Genomic DNA, 16,866 nt, shown 5'->3' with positions numbered 1-16,866 from the left:
GAGTTTTTTTCCATAAATTGCAAGTGCAAATTGAACACCCCGAGGCAAAATCGTTCCCATCAATTAACCTTGGACACAGATGGTGCCGCAGGCGCTGTCTGTGCCAAGGTTGTCGCAGCCGTCAGGCTGCGTATTCGGAATCAAGAAAGGCTTCAAATAGTTCCTCTGGCGTGTGGTATCCGAGCTTCTTCCGGGGTCGCCCATTTAACTCATCAGCAGCGGACAGGATGTCCTCGTCTGTATACTGCTCAATAGATGTTCCCTTTGGAACGAAGGTCCGGAACAGTCCATTATGCCTTTCGTTCTGAGGACGTTCCCAAGAGCTGTATGGGTGGGCAAAGTAGATCTGGGAACCCCAAGCCTCGACTTCTGCAAAGTCGGCGAACTCGCTGCCGTTGTCTACGGTAATCGTCTTAAAAATCTGTGAAAAACGTTCCCCGTACTCAGCGCGTAGGCTTTTCATGGCAGACATCACCGCATCACTGGTCTTTCCGGGAATACGAATGGCGATGTAGTGCTCGGTCTTCTTCTCCAGCAGAGAGAGTACAACTGCCTCTTTCCCAGCTCGTTTTCCAACCACGGTGTCGCCCTCCCAGTGGCCGCCTTCTATACGAAGGGAAGCGATCTCAGGACGGGCGGAAATGCTTGTGCCGTAGTGCTTTTTGTTTTCCCTGCCCCTGGCCTTTCGGGTGCTGCGTTTTAAGGCTTCCGGCAGTTCGGTCGGCGTGATGGGAAGCAAGCCTGCCCAGACCATGTTGTACAGAGTGCGGGTACAAACCATCTGATCTTCACTGTACAAACGCTGTCGCTTCGCATATCCGCAGCAGGAATCCAGCGACCACTTGTGTTCCCGGATCTGCTTGACTACCCAGTCAATGAAAGTCTTGCAGGAGCCTGCTTTGAGGGGCTTGACACAAGCCCTTCGATTAGCCTTGTAGATGGCCTCGCCGAGTTTCGGAGAATAGCCAGGTGCTTGGCCCCTGTTGCTCTTCCGTGTCGGTGTACCTCGCCTTAACTCGTATGAGATGGTGGACGGTGAACAGCCAATGTTTCGGGCGATGCCGCGTACGCCAAGTCCCTGCTTCAAGAGGGCTTTGACAGCACCACGATCTTCCAAGCTCAAGTGTTGCCCTTTCTTGCGTTCTGCGCTGACTGTGATAGAATCATTGTTATCCATAGTGATTGTATCCTTTCGGTGGCAGATGTTGTGTAGGAACTACATTTTACCACGAAGAATAATCACTATGGATTTTTCTGTTCAAGTGTTCAATTTCATTTTACAATCAACCCAGAGTTTTTTTCCTACCGCCAGGCAGACAGCCGCGGCGTTAAAAAGACTTCATAATGTCTTTTCGTGTTCCGAAAGCTTGACAAACGGGTGTTGCCTCAGTACAATGACGTGTAAATATATGTAATTAAAAAATTTCATATAGAGCCTGAGAGCCTTTTAACTGTTTGGGGAAACCCGTGCAGCTAAAAGGCTCTTTAATTTCAGGTAAGATGAAGAAATGAGGATTTAATATGGCCAATCAAAGCGGTTCAAACAGACGGCGCAATGGGCGCATGGGGAAAAAAGATATCAAGAAGCCGGAGAATTTTTTTGAAAAGCTGATGACAGGAAAGCCGCCGTCATCTGATGCAAAAACAGAAAACGACCGCATCGCCGACGAAGGCGTTTGGGAATGGCTCAAAGCCGACCATGAAGAAAGGTCTCGTCCATTACGCAGCAAATGGCCTGAGACGGAACAAGAGCTTTCGGAGGCCTCGCCGAAACGGCAGGCACTTACACGTAATCCGCTTGCAGCTGTCGAAACGATGGGTTATAATGGGAAAGAAGTGCCGGGCCTTATTAATCTTGTGTCTCACGCCCAATCGTCGCTAGATTTAATGGAGAGGGCGCTGGCTAAAACATCGGGCAGCGAAATGAAGCTCACGGCGGGTTCAGCGGGTGACGATGTAAAAAGGCTGCAAAAGATGCTCAATAAGCTCGGTGTGACGGACGTGAACGGGCGCGCGCTGGAGGAAGACGGCGTCTTCGGGCGGCATACGCTGGAAGCCGTCAACACCTATAAGGATGCCGCGATACCCGGTGGCAATACGGGGACAAACAGGGGCATCGTCGGCCCATCGACGTTTGGCAGGCTGACATTCGATTCGACATTTAACTTTAAACCGCCTGCTTTGAGAAATTCGGGAATAAGCAACGTATCTGGCGGCGGAGGCTCTTGGGGTGATGATTCTGGCGATGGTTTTTTTGATAGGTTATTGAAAGCACAATCATCAACGACGCAGAGTCCAAATGCGGGAAGTGGCGGTGGCTTTACATCATCAGTAACGGCAAACAAATACGGAATTGATACCAATGCTTTAGTTGAAAAAGCATTAAGTCAAGTTGGTGTTTCCGAGAAATTAGTTGTCGATGAAGACGGTAAACCGATATTGGATTCTTATGGAAAAATACAGGGAACAAATGAAAATATCTATGGTGATTGGTACGGCCAAAATGGCGTCTATTGGTGTGCTCAATTTATTGATTGGTGTGTATATAACAGCGGAATATCTCCGGATTTAATTCCAAATAAACGATCAATAAGCGATAAGGGTATAAATTGTGCAAGTACTGGCGCATATAAGAATTGGTATGCGGAACAGGGCCGATATCAAGATGTCACGAAGGATAGGACACCACCTCATGAGGGTGATATAGTGATTTTTGGTGAGCATACACATATTGGCATAGTCTTATCTTATGATGAAAAGACTGGAATAGTATATACGATTGAAGGCAATTCAGGGCAGCAAGTGAAAATAAACAAGTACAATTTGAAAACAACCACTTATATTACAGGATTTTGTTTAAACGGTAGTACTTCTTATGGTAGAGTACCATCTACGAGTAGTGACGGTACTAGCAGCAGTATAAGATAAAATATTAGATAGGAGGCAGCTTGTGAAAAAACGGATGGTTCTATTTGTTATTGCAGTGATGATGTGTTTTGTCGGGTGTACATCCATTAACAATAATGCAAAAACGAATAATGCCTCTATGAGTGAGAATTCCAATAAATATGATTCACTTCTAGATGAAACGTTGAACGAGACGTTTGGAGGGTGGTGGCCTGATGATTTTGTTAATAAATTTGGAAAGCCTGAAAAAACTGTAAATGCAGAAGATTACGACAGATGGTATTTTAAGCAAGGTGTTGAGATCGATGTAGTTGATCAAAACGATATTCCGACGCTTTTTAATTATATATATATCGCACCTGACAGCAGTATTAAACTGAACAGAGATATTGGAATTGGCAGCACACGCGATGATGTTTTAAAAGCATATGAAAAGGAGGTTAATCAGAAAGAATCAAATAATCATATGCTCATTGCCGGAGACAGATATGGCGGTATCATTTTTATTATTGAGCAAAACGTCGTAACGTCAATTTATATAGCAACAGGAGCTTTTACCGGTGTTTCAGAAGTGCGACAAATACCGTGACAGATAGGTGTTTTATGGATATAATGACTAGACTGCATGGTGCGCCAGCAAATAGGAATTCAAAATATTATGGGCGTTTAAGCCAGACCGTTAAACAAAAAACACCGCGCCGAATCCGGCGCGGTGTTTTAATCGTTTGCCGGTTCGGCGCAGTCTTTTGCCGGAGGGAACAAGGCCCTCATCACAGACCCGTCTTATAGAGCGGAATTACATTGATAACGGGCGTTTCATACGGGTGAACGGCCTTGATTGCCCGGAGCGTTTCATCGACACGGTCACAGCGGCAGAGCACTTCAACCTTGTATTCCGGCGCTGTGCTGACGACGTTCTCGGTCCCGTCGTAGGGGTGACTGCCGGGCAGCGGGCGCCAGCAGCCCGTTGTCTCCGTATAGGACAGGCAGCTGTCGTACGTGCCGAAATGACCGGCACCGACCTGTCGAAGCGCCTCTTGAAGCGGGGACAGATGCGTCCTCGGGATAAAGATATCAATCTTGCAGCAGTCAACATCGTCAAGGTGAGGCGGCTGCTTGACAAAGACCTGAGAGGGGCTTGCAGCCTCCACATCGGTCAGCCACCGCTCGTCAGACGATGCCGGGACATATGCGTCGATATGTTCCAGCGCCGCTGCAACGCTGTCGGTGACAAGAAACAGATCAAGACAGGCGGGCTTTGCAAACTGTTCGTCAACAGCATTACGCAGCTGTGCAATCAGTGCCGTGAAATAGCCGCCAATATTTAAAATGACGATCGGTTTACTGTGATAGCGCAGCTGCTTGAGCGTGATAATTTCCATGATTTCCTCAATCGTTCCAAAGCCGCCGGGCAGGGCGACAAAAGCATCCGACCGGCTGTCCATCACGGCCTTGCGCTCGCGCATACCGGCGGTGACGACAAGCTCGTCACACGCTTCATAGACGATGCCGGGCTCGTTGAGGGCTTCCGGAATCACGCCGATCACGGTCCCGCTGTGCTGGTGGACCGCGCGGGCGCACGCGCCCATAAGGCCCGTCATCCCGCCGCCGAACAGCAGCAGATCACCCTCGCGGGCGATTTCCGCCCCCAGGCGCGCTGCGGCATCAAAGTAAACAGGGCTGATTGTATTGCTTGAAGAGCTGTAAACACAGATGACCTTGTTCATGCAGAGAACTCCTGATTATCATTGTCGAGCTGGCGGAGCTGGCCGCACCCGCCCAGAACGCCGCTGCCGAAATTGTGGAAGAGATCACACGTGCAATTATCTTTTATTTTATTATAAAAACGCAAAAGGTCAAGGTCTCCGGTGGGGGCGAGACCTTCAATTTGGTTGTCGTTATACGCCGAGAGAACGAGCTTGAATGGCTTTCCTTTGAGAAGGCTTGTCAAAGCGTCAATATCGGCGTCCGTATCGTTGAAGCCCTTGATCAGCATATAGCGGATGCGGGCCGTTGTCCCCGTTGCGTCAGCAAAATCGGCAGCCGCGCGGACGATGTCTGAAAGCCCGTATTTTCGGGTATAGGGGATGAGATGCAGGCGCTTTTCGTCCGTCGCACCGTGGAGTGAAAGGTTGAGGCGGAGCTTCAGTTCGTGGCCTCTGAGGTCCGCGATGAGGTCATACAGCCGCGGCACGATACCGACGGTCGCCAGCTCAAAATGGGTAATGCCCAAGTCTCTCTGAATCAGATCAATGGCAGAGAGGACATTGGCGTAATTCAATAGTGGCTCGCCCATACCGGCGAAGACGACGGCGTCCATCGGGATGAAGCCAGCTTTTTTCCGGCTGCTGTCGCAAAGCAAGACCTCGCCGAGGATCTCATCAGCGTTCAAATTTCGTAAAAAGCCCTGTCGGCCTGTGGCGCAGAAGCGGCAGCCGACGGTGCAGCCAACCTGCGACGAGACGCAAACCGTGCTGTGATACGTCAGTTTAAACGCTTTGTCGTACATATAAAGCGCTTCGACGGTGCTGCCGTCATTGAGACTGAGCAGGTGCTTGACGGCGCAGTCCTCGCTCTGGACGGTTTTCAGGATTTTCATGGTTTCGTTCCTCCATCATCAGTTGTCTCCGGAGAAAACAAAAAATCCCCGAAGCAAAGCTTCGAGGATTTTACCATAGTCCTCTTGCATCTCATCCTCGCCGGGATAAGAGTTAAAACAGTCAGGCAGGTCTCCTGGCTCGTGACTCACCGCGATTTTCGCCTTCCCGGCACAAGCCAGTGGCATGAGAAAACCGCTCCTCACATACAGTGGCGGGACCGCTCGGTTTATAGCCGATTCCCTATTCTCCCCGCGCGCGGGGCACCTGACCGGAGCTATTAAATTAAAGAGATTTTAGCACAAACACAATTGTTTTGCAAGCAAAAAACGCTTGGCTCATGACTCCTCCAGCATCGCTTGCTTGATGGCGTGCAGGGCGCTGGCTTTATCAAACGGTTTTGTCAGATAGCTTTTCGCGCCGCAGTTAAGCGCTTCAAGAACTTGATCCGGCTTGCCGACGACCGAGAGCATGATGACGACGGCATCCTTGTTGATGTCAATGATACGTTTGAGCGCATCAATTCCGCTGCTTTCGGGCATTTTCATGTCGACAAACACAATGTCCGGCAGCAAAAAGCGGTACAGCTCGACAACGTCAAGACCGTTTGTAGCTTCGCCGACGACTTCATAACCGATGTCGTGCATGATTTCCCGAAGGTTTTCCCGCATGTATTGTGAATCGTCCGCGATCAGAATACGATACATCATCTGTCTCCCCTTCGAAAGTAGCCGGATAAAAGCTGTGGAACTTTTTAGACAAAAAACCGCATATGAGAGGCAGCCGACGGCGTTTCCAAGAATAATATACACAAAATTGTTGCTTTTGACAATATAAATCTGGAAATAAATTGTTTAAAAACGAAGAAATGGGCTGCCGAAACGGCAGCCCAAAATAATATATGGAATGACGATTTGCTGCACAGGCAATTATCGATTGGGTGATTTCAACATCGTTCGACCGACGGCGTGGTTCAATAAAAGCCCCATTGCCAGCATGAAAAGCATGCACAGAAGAGCGATGGCGTCGAGAACGGCGACATATCCCGGCCAGCCAAAGACATGGGCAAGCGGAACAATGACAGTTCCTTTCGGCGCTTCCATGAGATATAAATAATTTGTTCCGAAAATCCGGTTGACGAGATAAACAGGGATCAGGCACACATTGCCGAGGACAGCAAGCCGAATCAGCCCGCCGAGCGACGGCTTCAAGCGCTCGACAATGGCAAGATACAAAGCGCCCGCCACGAGCATCATGTGGCTCATGATGAAAAGGACAGCCCGCGGGATGCCTGGTGCCGGGTGATTCCTGCCGGGAAAGAGCGCGACCGACAGGGCAAAAGGGATGCCCACGAGGAAGCAGAAATTGAACAGCGTTTTATTCGGTCGCACCAGGCAGATAACTAGCACGACAAGGTCAATATGGCAAATATGCAGGGATAAAAGATCTGTCCACTCAAAAACACCGTAATAGACGTCCATCACATAGCGGGTGCCGCGGATGACAATGATCAAGACGGCCAGAATATAACGCAAAAGGCGGCGTTTTTTATCTGTCTTTGCCTTCAACCCCAAGAAGATAAAAACGGCGATGAGCACAATGGGGAATAGAAGACTCGTTATATGGATGGCACCAAAGCTTTTAAAATTTGTTACCATGCTTTATTGTGCCGGAACTCTGCTGACAGAATCGGGAAGGCTGCCTTTTAAATCAAGCTTGCCGTTGTCTGCCTGCAGCAGGTCAATCGACGTACCTGCCCGCGCGTTTTCCGAAGCAATATAGATGTTAAGCACCTGCGTGACAAACGGCTCGGCCTGGGATATAAGATCCTGCGGGACGTCAATACCCATGACCTTGACATCGGCAATATCAAGCCCCTGTACCGTGTTGTTCACGACGCTGCCGTTGACCTTGAAGTAGATATTGACGTCGTTCGGGATAAGACCGACCATCGGCAGCGCATTTTGGGCATCCTGCCGTGTATATTGCCCGAAAAGCATGTTGTTAAAGACATAGCTTGTATCGAGCTTGGCAGATGCTTCAATCGTTCCGTCCGGATTGACGCGCACTTGCACATTCTTGACAGCATAGTATGACGGTCTGTTTTCGTTGAAAAATGAGGTGAGTTCTTCGCTGGAAAGAGCTGTGCTGACATCGTGCGGCGCGCCGTAGATAATTTTATAATCGTCAGCACTGCCGGATGTCGGCGCGGCATCCTTCGTCACGCCGATTTTCACCATGGCGCTCTCATAAGCCGCGCGCGTTGACTTAATCCCGAGGTCATACGGCCGGAGAAGACCCGGTATCAGAAAATAGACGGCCGCGACTGCCGCGGCAAGCAGGACGATGACGATTATCAGGGTGATGAGGCAGCCATGCCTCTTTTTGGGCTTGGGTGGCGGCGTTGCCGATATGTAGGGCTGCTGCGGGAACTGTACCGGCTGTGGTGTGGTGACGGGTGATGGGGCAGGTGGATTTTGGCCTGTTGGAGCGGACGGAGTTTGACCTTTGTCCTGTTTTTGGCCGCAGCCCGGGCAAAACAGGGTATCATCGTCAAGCTTTTGGCCACAATTGACACAAAACATCATGATCCTCCTGACTTGTTGGCAATTTTTTTCATGATTATTGTAATATGAAAGTCGGGGTTCGGTCAATAACGAAATGGGTCGAGATGGTGTTATCGAGAAAAGTATCGTTTTGTGCCAAAATTAAGCACGTATTTTGACAGAAAACAGAATAAAATGGTATAATAAAAACAGTAGCAATGAAAATCACGTATCAAGTGAGGGACAACATCAAATGAAAGATATTTTAATGTTTATGACGACATGGTGCCCCTATTGCAAGCGCGCGTCCGTGATGATCGAGCAGCTGAAGGCGGCAGACGAGCGGTACAAAGATCTAGAAATCATCATGATCGACGAGGAGAAGGAAAAAAAGTACGCTGACAGCTTTAATTATTTCCGCGTACCGACGTTTTACGTCGATGGAGAGAAAATCCACGAGGGGGCGGCAAACCTTGATATCATCAGAACTGTTTTTGACAAGGCGTTGGAGTAAAATTTCTATGCAGGCAGAAAAATCAAACAGGAGGACGGCGCTTCGGCGTCGTCCTTTTTTACATGCGGCAGCGGTGCAACAGCACTGAACGAGCGTTAAACACAAATGATGCTTCATATTCGATGAGAATTCTACTATATGTTGTAGTTTTTTGCTGAAATTGCAGTTTTTGCACTTGAATTCGATGTATTTTAGTGGTAAAATGAACTGAAAAAGTATTACCATATTTTATCAAAAATTGTGACGGAGCCTGAAAATGAAAGCGTTATGGTTTCTTGAGATCGATCCGGTCGTGAATAATGATCTCATCCGCGAGATGATGGGCTCGGTTTCCACTGAGAAGAACCAGCGTCTTTCAAAATATCGCCATGAAATCGACAGAAAACTGAGTGTTTATTCTGAAATTCTGGCGCGCTGCCTTGCCTGCCGACTGACGGGCGCCGCGTTTGACAAGACGGCAATCTTTTATGGCGAGACGGGCAAACCCGTTTTTGAATATCTTCCGAACTGCCACTTTAATATTTCACATACGAAATACGCTGTTGCGGCTGTCGTGGCCTCACAACCGGTCGGTGTTGACGTCGAACGGGTTCGCGATATTGACCGGCGTGTTGCCGAAACAGCTTTGACGGGCAACGAGCTGTCGTGGCTTGACAAAGCCGGGGCTGAAAACTGGCGTCAGCGCTTCTTTGAAATCTGGACAAAAAAAGAAGCGGTTCTCAAACGGAGCGGCGAGGGGTTGGCGGGAGGACTTAAAACAACCGATGTCACCTGTTTGAACACCGATTTAAACATTTCGACTTTTCAATTTGATGCGTATGTCCTGTCCGCCTGCACGGCCGAGTTGTTGACAGAAAGCGACATATATTGCCTGACTGAGGAAGAATTCATAAAGATGTGGCGTTTCTATACCTTATATGTTGGTAATTGACGGAGGATTCTGATACATGAATACGGAAAAACTGTATCCGCTGTCTGAATCGCAAAAATCGATCTGGTATCTTGAAAAAGCATATCCGGGAACGAGCCTGAATATCATCGCCGCCTCTCTGAGGCTTCGGTGCGATGTTGACATGACGCTTTTTGCCAAGGCGATGAATCAATTTATTAAAGACAATGACGCCGTACGTCTCCATATCGTTGAAAATGCTGAAGGTGAACCGCTTCAATACGTCTCGCCATTTACCGAGAAAAAATTTGAGCTTGTCGATTTCAGCCTCGGGAACGGGCTGGAGGATATGTATGTCTGGGACAGACTTCAAGCAAAAATTCCCTTTCAGGTTATTGATTCTGATCTGTTTCATTTCGTGATGATTAAAATCAGCGATCGGGAAGCCGGGATTTTTGCCCGAATGCATCATTTGGTTGCCGATGCCTGGTCAATGATCCTGCAGGGAAATCAAATCGTCCGAAATTATCTGGCGCTAACTGAAAAACCGGAGTTTAACGGTGCCGCCGAGGCCTCATACCTGGAAGTTCTCAAGGTGGAAGAAGACTATAAAAAATCGGAACGGTATCTGAGAGATAAGATATACTGGGAAAAAAAGTTCGAAACAGCGCCTGACCCAATACAACTTAAGAAAAAAAGTGCGATGGGATCGCAAATGGCTGCAGCGCGTAAAACGCTACTCACACCGGCAAAACTATCAAATAAAATTCGCCAGTTTTGCCAGGAACACCATGAATCTGTTTTTACGCTTTTTATGGCGGCAATGTCGATGTACTTATTCCGGGTCATTGGGAAAAACGACGTTGTACTCGGAACGACCGTTTTGAACAGAACAAATCGGCGTGACAAAGAAACGATTGGCATGTTTGCCAGTATCGGTGCACCTGTCAGAATTTTTATGGATGAATCGCAGGATTTTCTGACACTGATCGACCAAATCAGAAAAGAAAATCTGGACGTCTTGCGGCATCAAAAGTATCCGTATTACAAATTACTTCAAGATTTAAAAAAGAAACACAACTTGGGAAACAATATGTTTGATATTGTTTTAACATATCAAAACACAAAATTTCAAAAAAACCAGTTTAATGTTGACTATGTTACCCGCTGGCATTTTACGGGACATCAGATGGAATCTCTATCTATCAATATTAATGACCGGGAAGATGACGGCAACCTTATCATTGATTACGATTATCTGACGGATGTCTTCAATGTGAAAGAAATTGAGTTTATTCACAAGCACATGATCAGCCTTTTATGGCACGCACTGGACAATCCGGCAAAAAAAATCACGCAACTTGAAATCCTCTCGGAAATCGAGAGGAAAAAGGTGCTGATTGATTTTAATCAAACAGCTGCCGACTTCCCATCGGGGATGACGCTGCACGCTTTCTTAGAAAGACAGGCGGCGCTCACGCCGGATCGCGTGGCTGTCATTTCCGGCAGGGCGCAGTTGACGTATCGGGCGCTCAACGAAAAGTCCAATCAGCTCGCCCGTCTGCTGCGTGAAAAAGGCGTTTGCGCCGACCAGATTGTCGGCATTGAGCTCTACCGGTCGGAACTGATGGTCATTGGCCTTTTTGCGATTTTAAAAGCCGGTGGCGCTTATATGCCGATGGACCCCGACTTTCCCGACGAGCGAAAATCCTATATGCTGGAAAACAGCGGCACCCGTATTCTTCTTACTGACGGAGCCGCTGGTGACGGGCGTTTTTCCGGGGAGGTCATCAATCTGGCAGACCCCGCCGTTTACCGGGGTGATACGGCAAATCTTCAGCCGGTTTGCGGTCCCCGGAATTTGGCGTATGTTATTTATACCTCTGGCTCGACTGGCCGACCGAAAGGCGCTATGATTGAGCACAGGAGCATTGTCAACAGAATTTTCTGGATGCAGAAAACGTATCCGCTCGGAGAAAACAGCGTTATCCTGCAGAAAACGAGATTTACGTTTGATGTATCTGTTTGGGAACTATTCTGGTGGTCCTTTGCCGGCGCATCCGTCTGCATGCTGCGGTCAGGCGGAGAAAAAGACCCGGAAGCAATTATTGAGACGATTGAGAAGAATGCTGTCACGACGATGCACTTTGTACCGTCAATGTTTGGCGCGTTCCTCGATTATGTTGAAAAAATGCAGTGTATTGACCGCGTTGCTTCATTGAAACATGTCTTTGCCAGCGGAGAAGCGCTTGGCGTATCGCACGTCGACACGTTTAACCGGCTGTTAAACCGGCGCAACGGAACGCAGCTGATTAATCTTTACGGTCCGACGGAGGCCGCCGTCGATGTATCCTATTTCAATTGCTCCCCGGCTTCTAACCTTAAAACAGTCCCAATCGGCAGACCGATCGACAACATCAGGCTGTACATATTGGACGCGTATTTAAGTCCTGTCCCTGTTGGGGTTGCCGGAGAGCTCTATATCGGCGGTGTCGGTGTCGGCAGAGGGTATGTCAACAACGAGGACCTGACGCACGAGCGTTTTATTGAAAGCCCGTTTGTGGCGGGCGACGTTTTATATAAAACGGGCGACCGTGCCAGATGGTTCCCAAAAGGAGACATTGAATATCTCGGCCGAATCGACTTTCAGGTCAAAATTCGCGGAATCCGCATTGAGCTCGGTGAGATCGAAAATGCCCTCAGCACGCATGACGATATCAAAGAGGCGCTTGTAACCGGCTTTACACATCATAACAACACATATCTTTGCGCTTATGTTGTCGCAACACGAGAACTCAGCACAGCCGGCGTCAGAGATTATCTTTCAGCGAAGGTGCCGGAATACATGGTACCGTCCTTTGTTATGTTCCTTGATGAAATCCCCATGCTTCCAAACGGCAAAGCCAACAGAAAAGGGTTGCCGTCTCCGAATGTTGATGCATCGTCCGCTGATGACTATAAGGCGCCGAACGGCACGGTTGAAGAGGCGCTTGCCGCGATCTGGTCCCGCCTTCTGGGCCGGGATCGCATCAGCGTTACAGACAATTTTTTCAGCATCGGAGGAGACTCGCTACTGGCCATCGCCATGATTGTCCAGATTCATAAAGAATTGAATCTTGAAGTAACCGTTCGGGAGATTTTCCGTTTGCGGACTATCCGGCAGTTGGCCGAATATCTGGAACACGCGCATGTTAACCTTTTTAAACCAATTAAAAAACTCCCCGACATGATGCATTATCCGCTTTCCTCCGCGCAAAAGCGGCTTTTTATTCTCAACCGCCTTCACGGGGAGGATCTCAGCTATAATCTGCCGGGCGTTATCCGCATTGATCGGCAGGTGACGGCCGACCAGGTTGAAAATGTTCTCAAGGTTCTTGTCGACAGACATGAAGCCCTTCGAACCTCTTTTGATATTGTTGGCGGCGAGCCTGTTCAGATTGTGCACACGCACGCAGATGTTGCTGTATCTTGCTTTAATGCCGCGGCGGCTGATGTCGATGCGCTGATGGGCGCATTTGTCAAGCCGTTTGACTTGACGCGGGCCCCGCTTTTAAGGGCACAGCTTGTTATGACAGATAATGAAGAACGCTTGCTATTCTTTGATATGCATCACATCGTTTCTGACGGATCGTCCATGAACGTGCTGGCGCGGGAGTTTTTGGCGCTGCTCGTTGGCGAGGCGCTGCCGGAGCTTCCCTGCCAGTATAAAGATTACGCCAGCTGGCATAACGAGCTCTTGGAAACGGGCGTCTTTAAGGAACAGGAGGCTTATTGGGTCTCCAGATTTTCTGATGAGATACCGGTACTGAATATGCCGGTTGATTTCCAAAGGCCCGTCCATCGGACAAGCGGCGGCAGAAAAATGTTTTTCGATCTCGATGCGGACATGACTTCGCGTCTGAAAACGCTTGCCGCAGAAACGGGAACCACCCTGTATATGGTTTTGTTTGCCGTTTATACGGTGCTCCTGCACCGCTATACCGCGCAGGAGGACATTGTTATCGGCATCCCTGTCGAAGGCCGTTTGAACGCAGATGTATCAAACCTGGTGGGCATGTTTGTCAACATGCTCCCGATCCGAAATTGCCCCAACGGAGACAAAACATTTTTGCAGCTGCTGCAGGAGGTGAGAGAGAGCCTTCTGACGGCCTATGAAAACCAGGAATACCCATTTGAGCGATTAGTCGATGTCTTGAAAGTCAAAAGAGATCTGGGCAGAAATCCGCTGTTTGACACATCTTTCGTCCTACAGAATTTTGATCTGTCCGCGCTTCCTGTCAAGCCGTTTGCCGGTCTGTCCTCCAAATTTGATTTGTCAGTTGAAGCTTTTGATCGCGGAGAGACGATTGCCGTTTATATCGAGTACTCAACCGACCTTTTCGAGGCGGTGACCATCAAAAGGCTGTCGGAGCATTTTGAAATTTTGGCAGGCGATATCAGCCACGCACCTTGGAAAAAACTTTCTGATTTTGATATATTGCCAGACAAAGAGCGCAACTTGCTTTTAAACGTTTTCAGCGGGATCGAAGCCGAATACCCGCAGGATCAGACGCTGCAGTCCATTTTTGAATATCAGGTGTCTGTAACGCCAGACAATATCGCCGTCGTATCCGGGGATATCAGTCTGACATATAAGCAGCTCAATGCCAAAGCCAATCAGCTTGCCCGGTTATTAAGAGAAAAAGGCGTGGGGCCGGATAAGATCGTTGCCATTTCCCTATACCGGTCCGAAATGATGATCGTGGGTCTGCTTGCCATTTTGAAGGCGGGCGGTGCCTATCTGCCGATTGACCCCGATTATCCGGAGGACAGAATCCGCTATATGCTGGAAGACAGCGGGTCGGCGTTTCTGTTGACGCAGGGTGGGCTAACAGAAAGATGGCATTTTGATATTGAGATCATTAATATTGATGATGCCAACATCTACAGCGGCAGTGAAGAAAATCTCTCCGGTATTAATCAACCGACAGATATTGCCTATGTCATCTATACGTCCGGTTCCACCGGCCGCCCCAAAGGCGTTATGATTGAACATAAAAATGTCGTCCGCCTTCTATTTAACGATCACTTCGAATTTATGTTTTCAGAAAAAGATATATGGACATTATTCCACGCATTTTGCTTTGATTTTTCTGTTTGGGAAATGTACGGTGCGCTTCTTTTTGGCGCGAAACTTATTGTGATTTCAAAAAATGATGCTATGGATACAATGTCGTTTCTGAAGATTCTGAAAGAAAAAAAAGTGACGGTTTTAAATCAGACTCCCGGCGCATTTTATAACTTGGCAGCTGAAGAATGTAAATATGCTGATACCAAATTGGCGTTACGATATGTCATTTTTGGCGGAGAGGCATTAAAACCTTATTTAATCAAACAATTCAAACAAAAATATCGTAATACAAAGTTTGTTAATATGTACGGCATAACAGAGACGACTGTTCATGTAACATTTAAAGAAATTGACGATTTTATGATTGAAAGCAATGTCAGCAATATTGGCCGTGCAATTCCGACATTAAAAGTTTATATCCTGGACAAATATTTGAAATTGCTTCCCATAGGTGTGCCGGGGGAATTGTGTATTAGTGGCGAAGGTGTTGCACGGGGATACTTAAATAATAAGCCCTTGACAGATATGAAATTTGTTGAATCTCCATATAACAAAAATGAAATCATTTATCGCTCTGAGGATCTAGCCAAAATGTTGCCATCTGGTGAAATTGAATATTTAGGAAGAATTGATAATCAGGTAAAGGTAAGAGGCTACCGTATTGAATTAGGTGAAATTGAATTTGCGCTATTGCAACACCCTGAAATCAAAGAGGTCTTTGTTGGTGCATTTGAAAATAAAGCAGGAGATAAGAGAATCCACGCGTATTATCTGGCAAAAAGAGAATTATCTATACATGAATTACAGACATTTCTGAACTTGTATATACCTGAACATATGATACCGTCTTATTTTGTTAAATTAGAAGAAATGCCACTAAACATCAATGGCAAGATAAATAAAAAAATGCTGCCGAAATTTGAGCTGGTTATTACAGATGAATTTATAAAGCCTCGAAATGATGTTGAAAAATTAGTGCATGACATTTGGGCTTCCATTCTAGGAATTGAAAATATCAGTATAAATTCGAATTTCTTTGAACTGGGAGGTGATTCCCTCAGTGCTATTAAAGTTCTAGCATCCTTGCCGGATAAATATTTGGGAGTTTCACTTGTTGATTTTTATAATTTTTCAACAATCATGCAATTTTCTGAAAAAATTCTCAAGATTTCAAATGAAAATAATATTCTTATAAAATTAGCTTCTGGTAGAAATGCAAAGAAGACTGTTGTTTGTTTCCCATATGGTGGCGGTAATGTTATTTCATTTCGAGATTTAAGTGAATCAATTTCTGCACAATCTGATCAATTTGATATATATGCTGTCAACTTGCCAGGTCATGCTTTTGTTGAAGAGAAATTCATTGATATTTATGAAGCTGCAGAAAAAATTTCAGTAGAAATCTGCAACAATTTTAAAAATCAGATAATATTATATGGACATTGTGTTGGAAGCGCGTTAGTACTTGAAACAGCAAAACGAGTTCTTTTAAAGGGTTTTCATATAAACGAAATCTTACTTGGTGCGACGTTACCCCCACTCTTTTCGGGAATTCTTGGATGTTTTTATGATCCATGGATTTTCTACTCAGACAAAAAGATATTCGAATATTTACATAACATTGGGCTGAATAGAACAACATTTGATGAAAAGTATTCGAGAGCTATTATTAGAGCATTCCGGCATGATGCAAAATGCTTTTATCGATATTTTTACGATATCAGCAAGAAGAAAGATCAAAGGCTTGATGTACCAGTTGTTTGTATTTTTGGAGAAAAAGACGATGTCACAAAAAGCTATGAAATCAAATATAAAAAATGGAGAAAGTATGCAAAATCTGTAACGTATAAAGTAATTCAGAATGCAAGTCATTATTTTTTAAATACGCATTATAATCAATTGGCAGCCATATTTCTCGAAGTGCTCTAGCGTATGAAGGTGAGGGTTGAATGCAGAATATTGTTCCGTTTATTATTTTACATCTGTCGATCGTATTAGTGGTGAGTCTCTTTATTAGCATATTAAAGATAAAAAACAAAAAATATCTACATTACTATTCTGCGGCAACCGTTTTTTGTATACTTATTTGGGCTTTGGGGTCTTTAATTGAAGAATACGCTGCATTTTATTTTTTATATAAAGGGATGATATTTACAGATATATCCTTTTCGGCTGTCAGTTTTATTCCTGTCTGCTTTTTCTTTGTGAGCATTTCCTTCGCAAAGTCGATTAAGAAAGGGTATTATTTATTTTTCATTGTTCCCCTCGTTTCCGTGATCCTTCTTTGGACAAATGGATATCAC

11 protein-coding genes and 1 riboswitch are annotated in these 16,866 nt (G+C 46.5%); of the genes, 5 read left to right on the top strand and 6 right to left on the bottom strand.

The genetic code is table 11. From position 1 onward, the window contains the following. Positions 1–121: 121 nt before the first annotated feature. Positions 122–1,177 carry an IS30 family transposase gene (locus tag IZU99_09625; protein UOO37494.1) on the bottom strand — a complete coding sequence of 352 codons (1,056 nt, stop codon included), beginning with the start codon at positions 1,175–1,177 and terminating at the stop codon, positions 122–124. Between the two features lie 344 nt (positions 1,178–1,521). On the opposite strand from IZU99_09625, the gene IZU99_09620 reads away from it, so the two are divergent. Beyond that, complete coding sequence (locus IZU99_09620; protein UOO37493.1) at positions 1,522–2,928, top strand: CHAP domain-containing protein; 1,407 nt, start codon at positions 1,522–1,524, stop codon at positions 2,926–2,928. A 22-nt stretch (positions 2,929–2,950) separates the two neighbouring features. Then, a complete protein-coding gene (locus IZU99_09615; protein UOO37492.1) occupies positions 2,951–3,496 on the top strand; it encodes a hypothetical protein in 546 nt (181 codons plus the stop codon). A 181-nt stretch (positions 3,497–3,677) separates the two neighbouring features. Here IZU99_09615 and IZU99_09610 read toward each other — a convergent pair whose 3' ends face one another. The 5 genes from IZU99_09610 to IZU99_09590 form a co-directional block, all read right to left on the bottom strand. Continuing rightward, positions 3,678–4,634, bottom strand: a complete 957-nt coding sequence (locus IZU99_09610) for a TIGR00730 family Rossman fold protein (GenBank protein UOO37491.1) — start codon at positions 4,632–4,634, stop codon at positions 3,678–3,680. After that, the gene (locus IZU99_09605) at positions 4,631–5,506 is read right to left on the bottom strand and encodes a radical SAM protein (GenBank protein ID UOO37490.1); all 876 of its coding nucleotides are present in this window, start codon (positions 5,504–5,506) and stop codon (positions 4,631–4,633) included. Before IZU99_09605 ends, IZU99_09610 begins: the two co-directional genes overlap by 4 nt. A 106-nt stretch (positions 5,507–5,612) precedes the next feature. Continuing rightward, positions 5,613–5,790: riboswitch (cobalamin riboswitch) on the bottom strand. A gap of 52 nt (positions 5,791–5,842) precedes the next feature. After that, the gene (locus tag IZU99_09600) at positions 5,843–6,211 is read right to left on the bottom strand and encodes a response regulator (GenBank protein UOO38810.1); all 369 of its coding nucleotides are present in this window, start codon (positions 6,209–6,211) and stop codon (positions 5,843–5,845) included. 222 nt (positions 6,212–6,433) lie between these two features. Next, positions 6,434–7,162 carry a TIGR02206 family membrane protein gene (locus IZU99_09595; GenBank protein UOO37489.1) on the bottom strand — a complete coding sequence of 243 codons (729 nt, stop codon included), beginning with the start codon at positions 7,160–7,162 and terminating at the stop codon, positions 6,434–6,436. 3 nt (positions 7,163–7,165) lie between these two features. After that, complete coding sequence (locus IZU99_09590; GenBank protein ID UOO37488.1) at positions 7,166–8,092, bottom strand: zinc ribbon domain-containing protein; 927 nt, start codon at positions 8,090–8,092, stop codon at positions 7,166–7,168. 211 nt (positions 8,093–8,303) lie between these two features. Here IZU99_09590 and IZU99_09585 point away from each other — a divergent pair, with 211 nt between their 5' ends. The 3 genes from IZU99_09585 to IZU99_09575 all read left to right on the top strand — a co-directional run bounded on the left by IZU99_09585 (position 8,304) and on the right by IZU99_09575 (position 16,492). Further along, complete coding sequence (locus tag IZU99_09585) at positions 8,304–8,564, top strand: thioredoxin family protein (protein ID UOO37487.1); 261 nt, start codon at positions 8,304–8,306, stop codon at positions 8,562–8,564. Positions 8,565–8,820: 256 nt separating this feature from the next. Further along, a complete protein-coding gene (locus tag IZU99_09580) occupies positions 8,821–9,495 on the top strand; it encodes a 4'-phosphopantetheinyl transferase superfamily protein (GenBank protein UOO37486.1) in 675 nt (224 codons plus the stop codon). A gap of 16 nt (positions 9,496–9,511) precedes the next feature. Then, positions 9,512–16,492 (top strand): amino acid adenylation domain-containing protein, encoded by a 6,981-nt coding sequence (locus IZU99_09575; GenBank protein ID UOO37485.1) that lies wholly within the window; start codon positions 9,512–9,514, stop codon positions 16,490–16,492. Positions 16,493–16,866 lie beyond the last annotated feature (374 nt).

Source organism: Oscillospiraceae bacterium CM (genome assembly GCA_022870705.1).
GTDB lineage: Bacteria > Bacillota > Clostridia > Oscillospirales > Oscillospiraceae > Sporobacter.
Note: the sequence above shows the minus strand (reverse complement) of the source record. Positions and strands in the feature narration are given on the sequence as shown.

Excerpts from the sequence above, each read along its gene's own strand:
- IZU99_09625 (UOO37494.1), bottom strand. The coding sequence starts at position 1,177 with ATGGATAACAATGATTCTATCACAGTCAGCGCAGAACGCAAGAAAGGG.
- IZU99_09620 (UOO37493.1), top strand. The coding sequence starts at position 1,522 with ATGGCCAATCAAAGCGGTTCAAACAGACGGCGCAATGGGCGCATGGGG.
- IZU99_09610 (UOO37491.1), bottom strand. The coding sequence starts at position 4,634 with ATGAACAAGGTCATCTGTGTTTACAGCTCTTCAAGCAATACAATCAGC.
- IZU99_09605 (UOO37490.1), bottom strand. The coding sequence starts at position 5,506 with ATGAAAATCCTGAAAACCGTCCAGAGCGAGGACTGCGCCGTCAAGCAC.
- IZU99_09600 (UOO38810.1), bottom strand. The coding sequence starts at position 6,211 with ATGTATCGTATTCTGATCGCGGACGATTCACAATACATGCGGGAAAAC.
- IZU99_09595 (UOO37489.1), bottom strand. The coding sequence starts at position 7,162 with ATGGTAACAAATTTTAAAAGCTTTGGTGCCATCCATATAACGAGTCTT.
- IZU99_09590 (UOO37488.1), bottom strand. The coding sequence starts at position 8,092 with ATGATGTTTTGTGTCAATTGTGGCCAAAAGCTTGACGATGATACCCTG.
- IZU99_09585 (UOO37487.1), top strand. The coding sequence starts at position 8,304 with ATGAAAGATATTTTAATGTTTATGACGACATGGTGCCCCTATTGCAAG.
- IZU99_09580 (UOO37486.1), top strand. The coding sequence starts at position 8,821 with ATGAAAGCGTTATGGTTTCTTGAGATCGATCCGGTCGTGAATAATGAT.
- IZU99_09575 (UOO37485.1), top strand. The coding sequence starts at position 9,512 with ATGAATACGGAAAAACTGTATCCGCTGTCTGAATCGCAAAAATCGATC.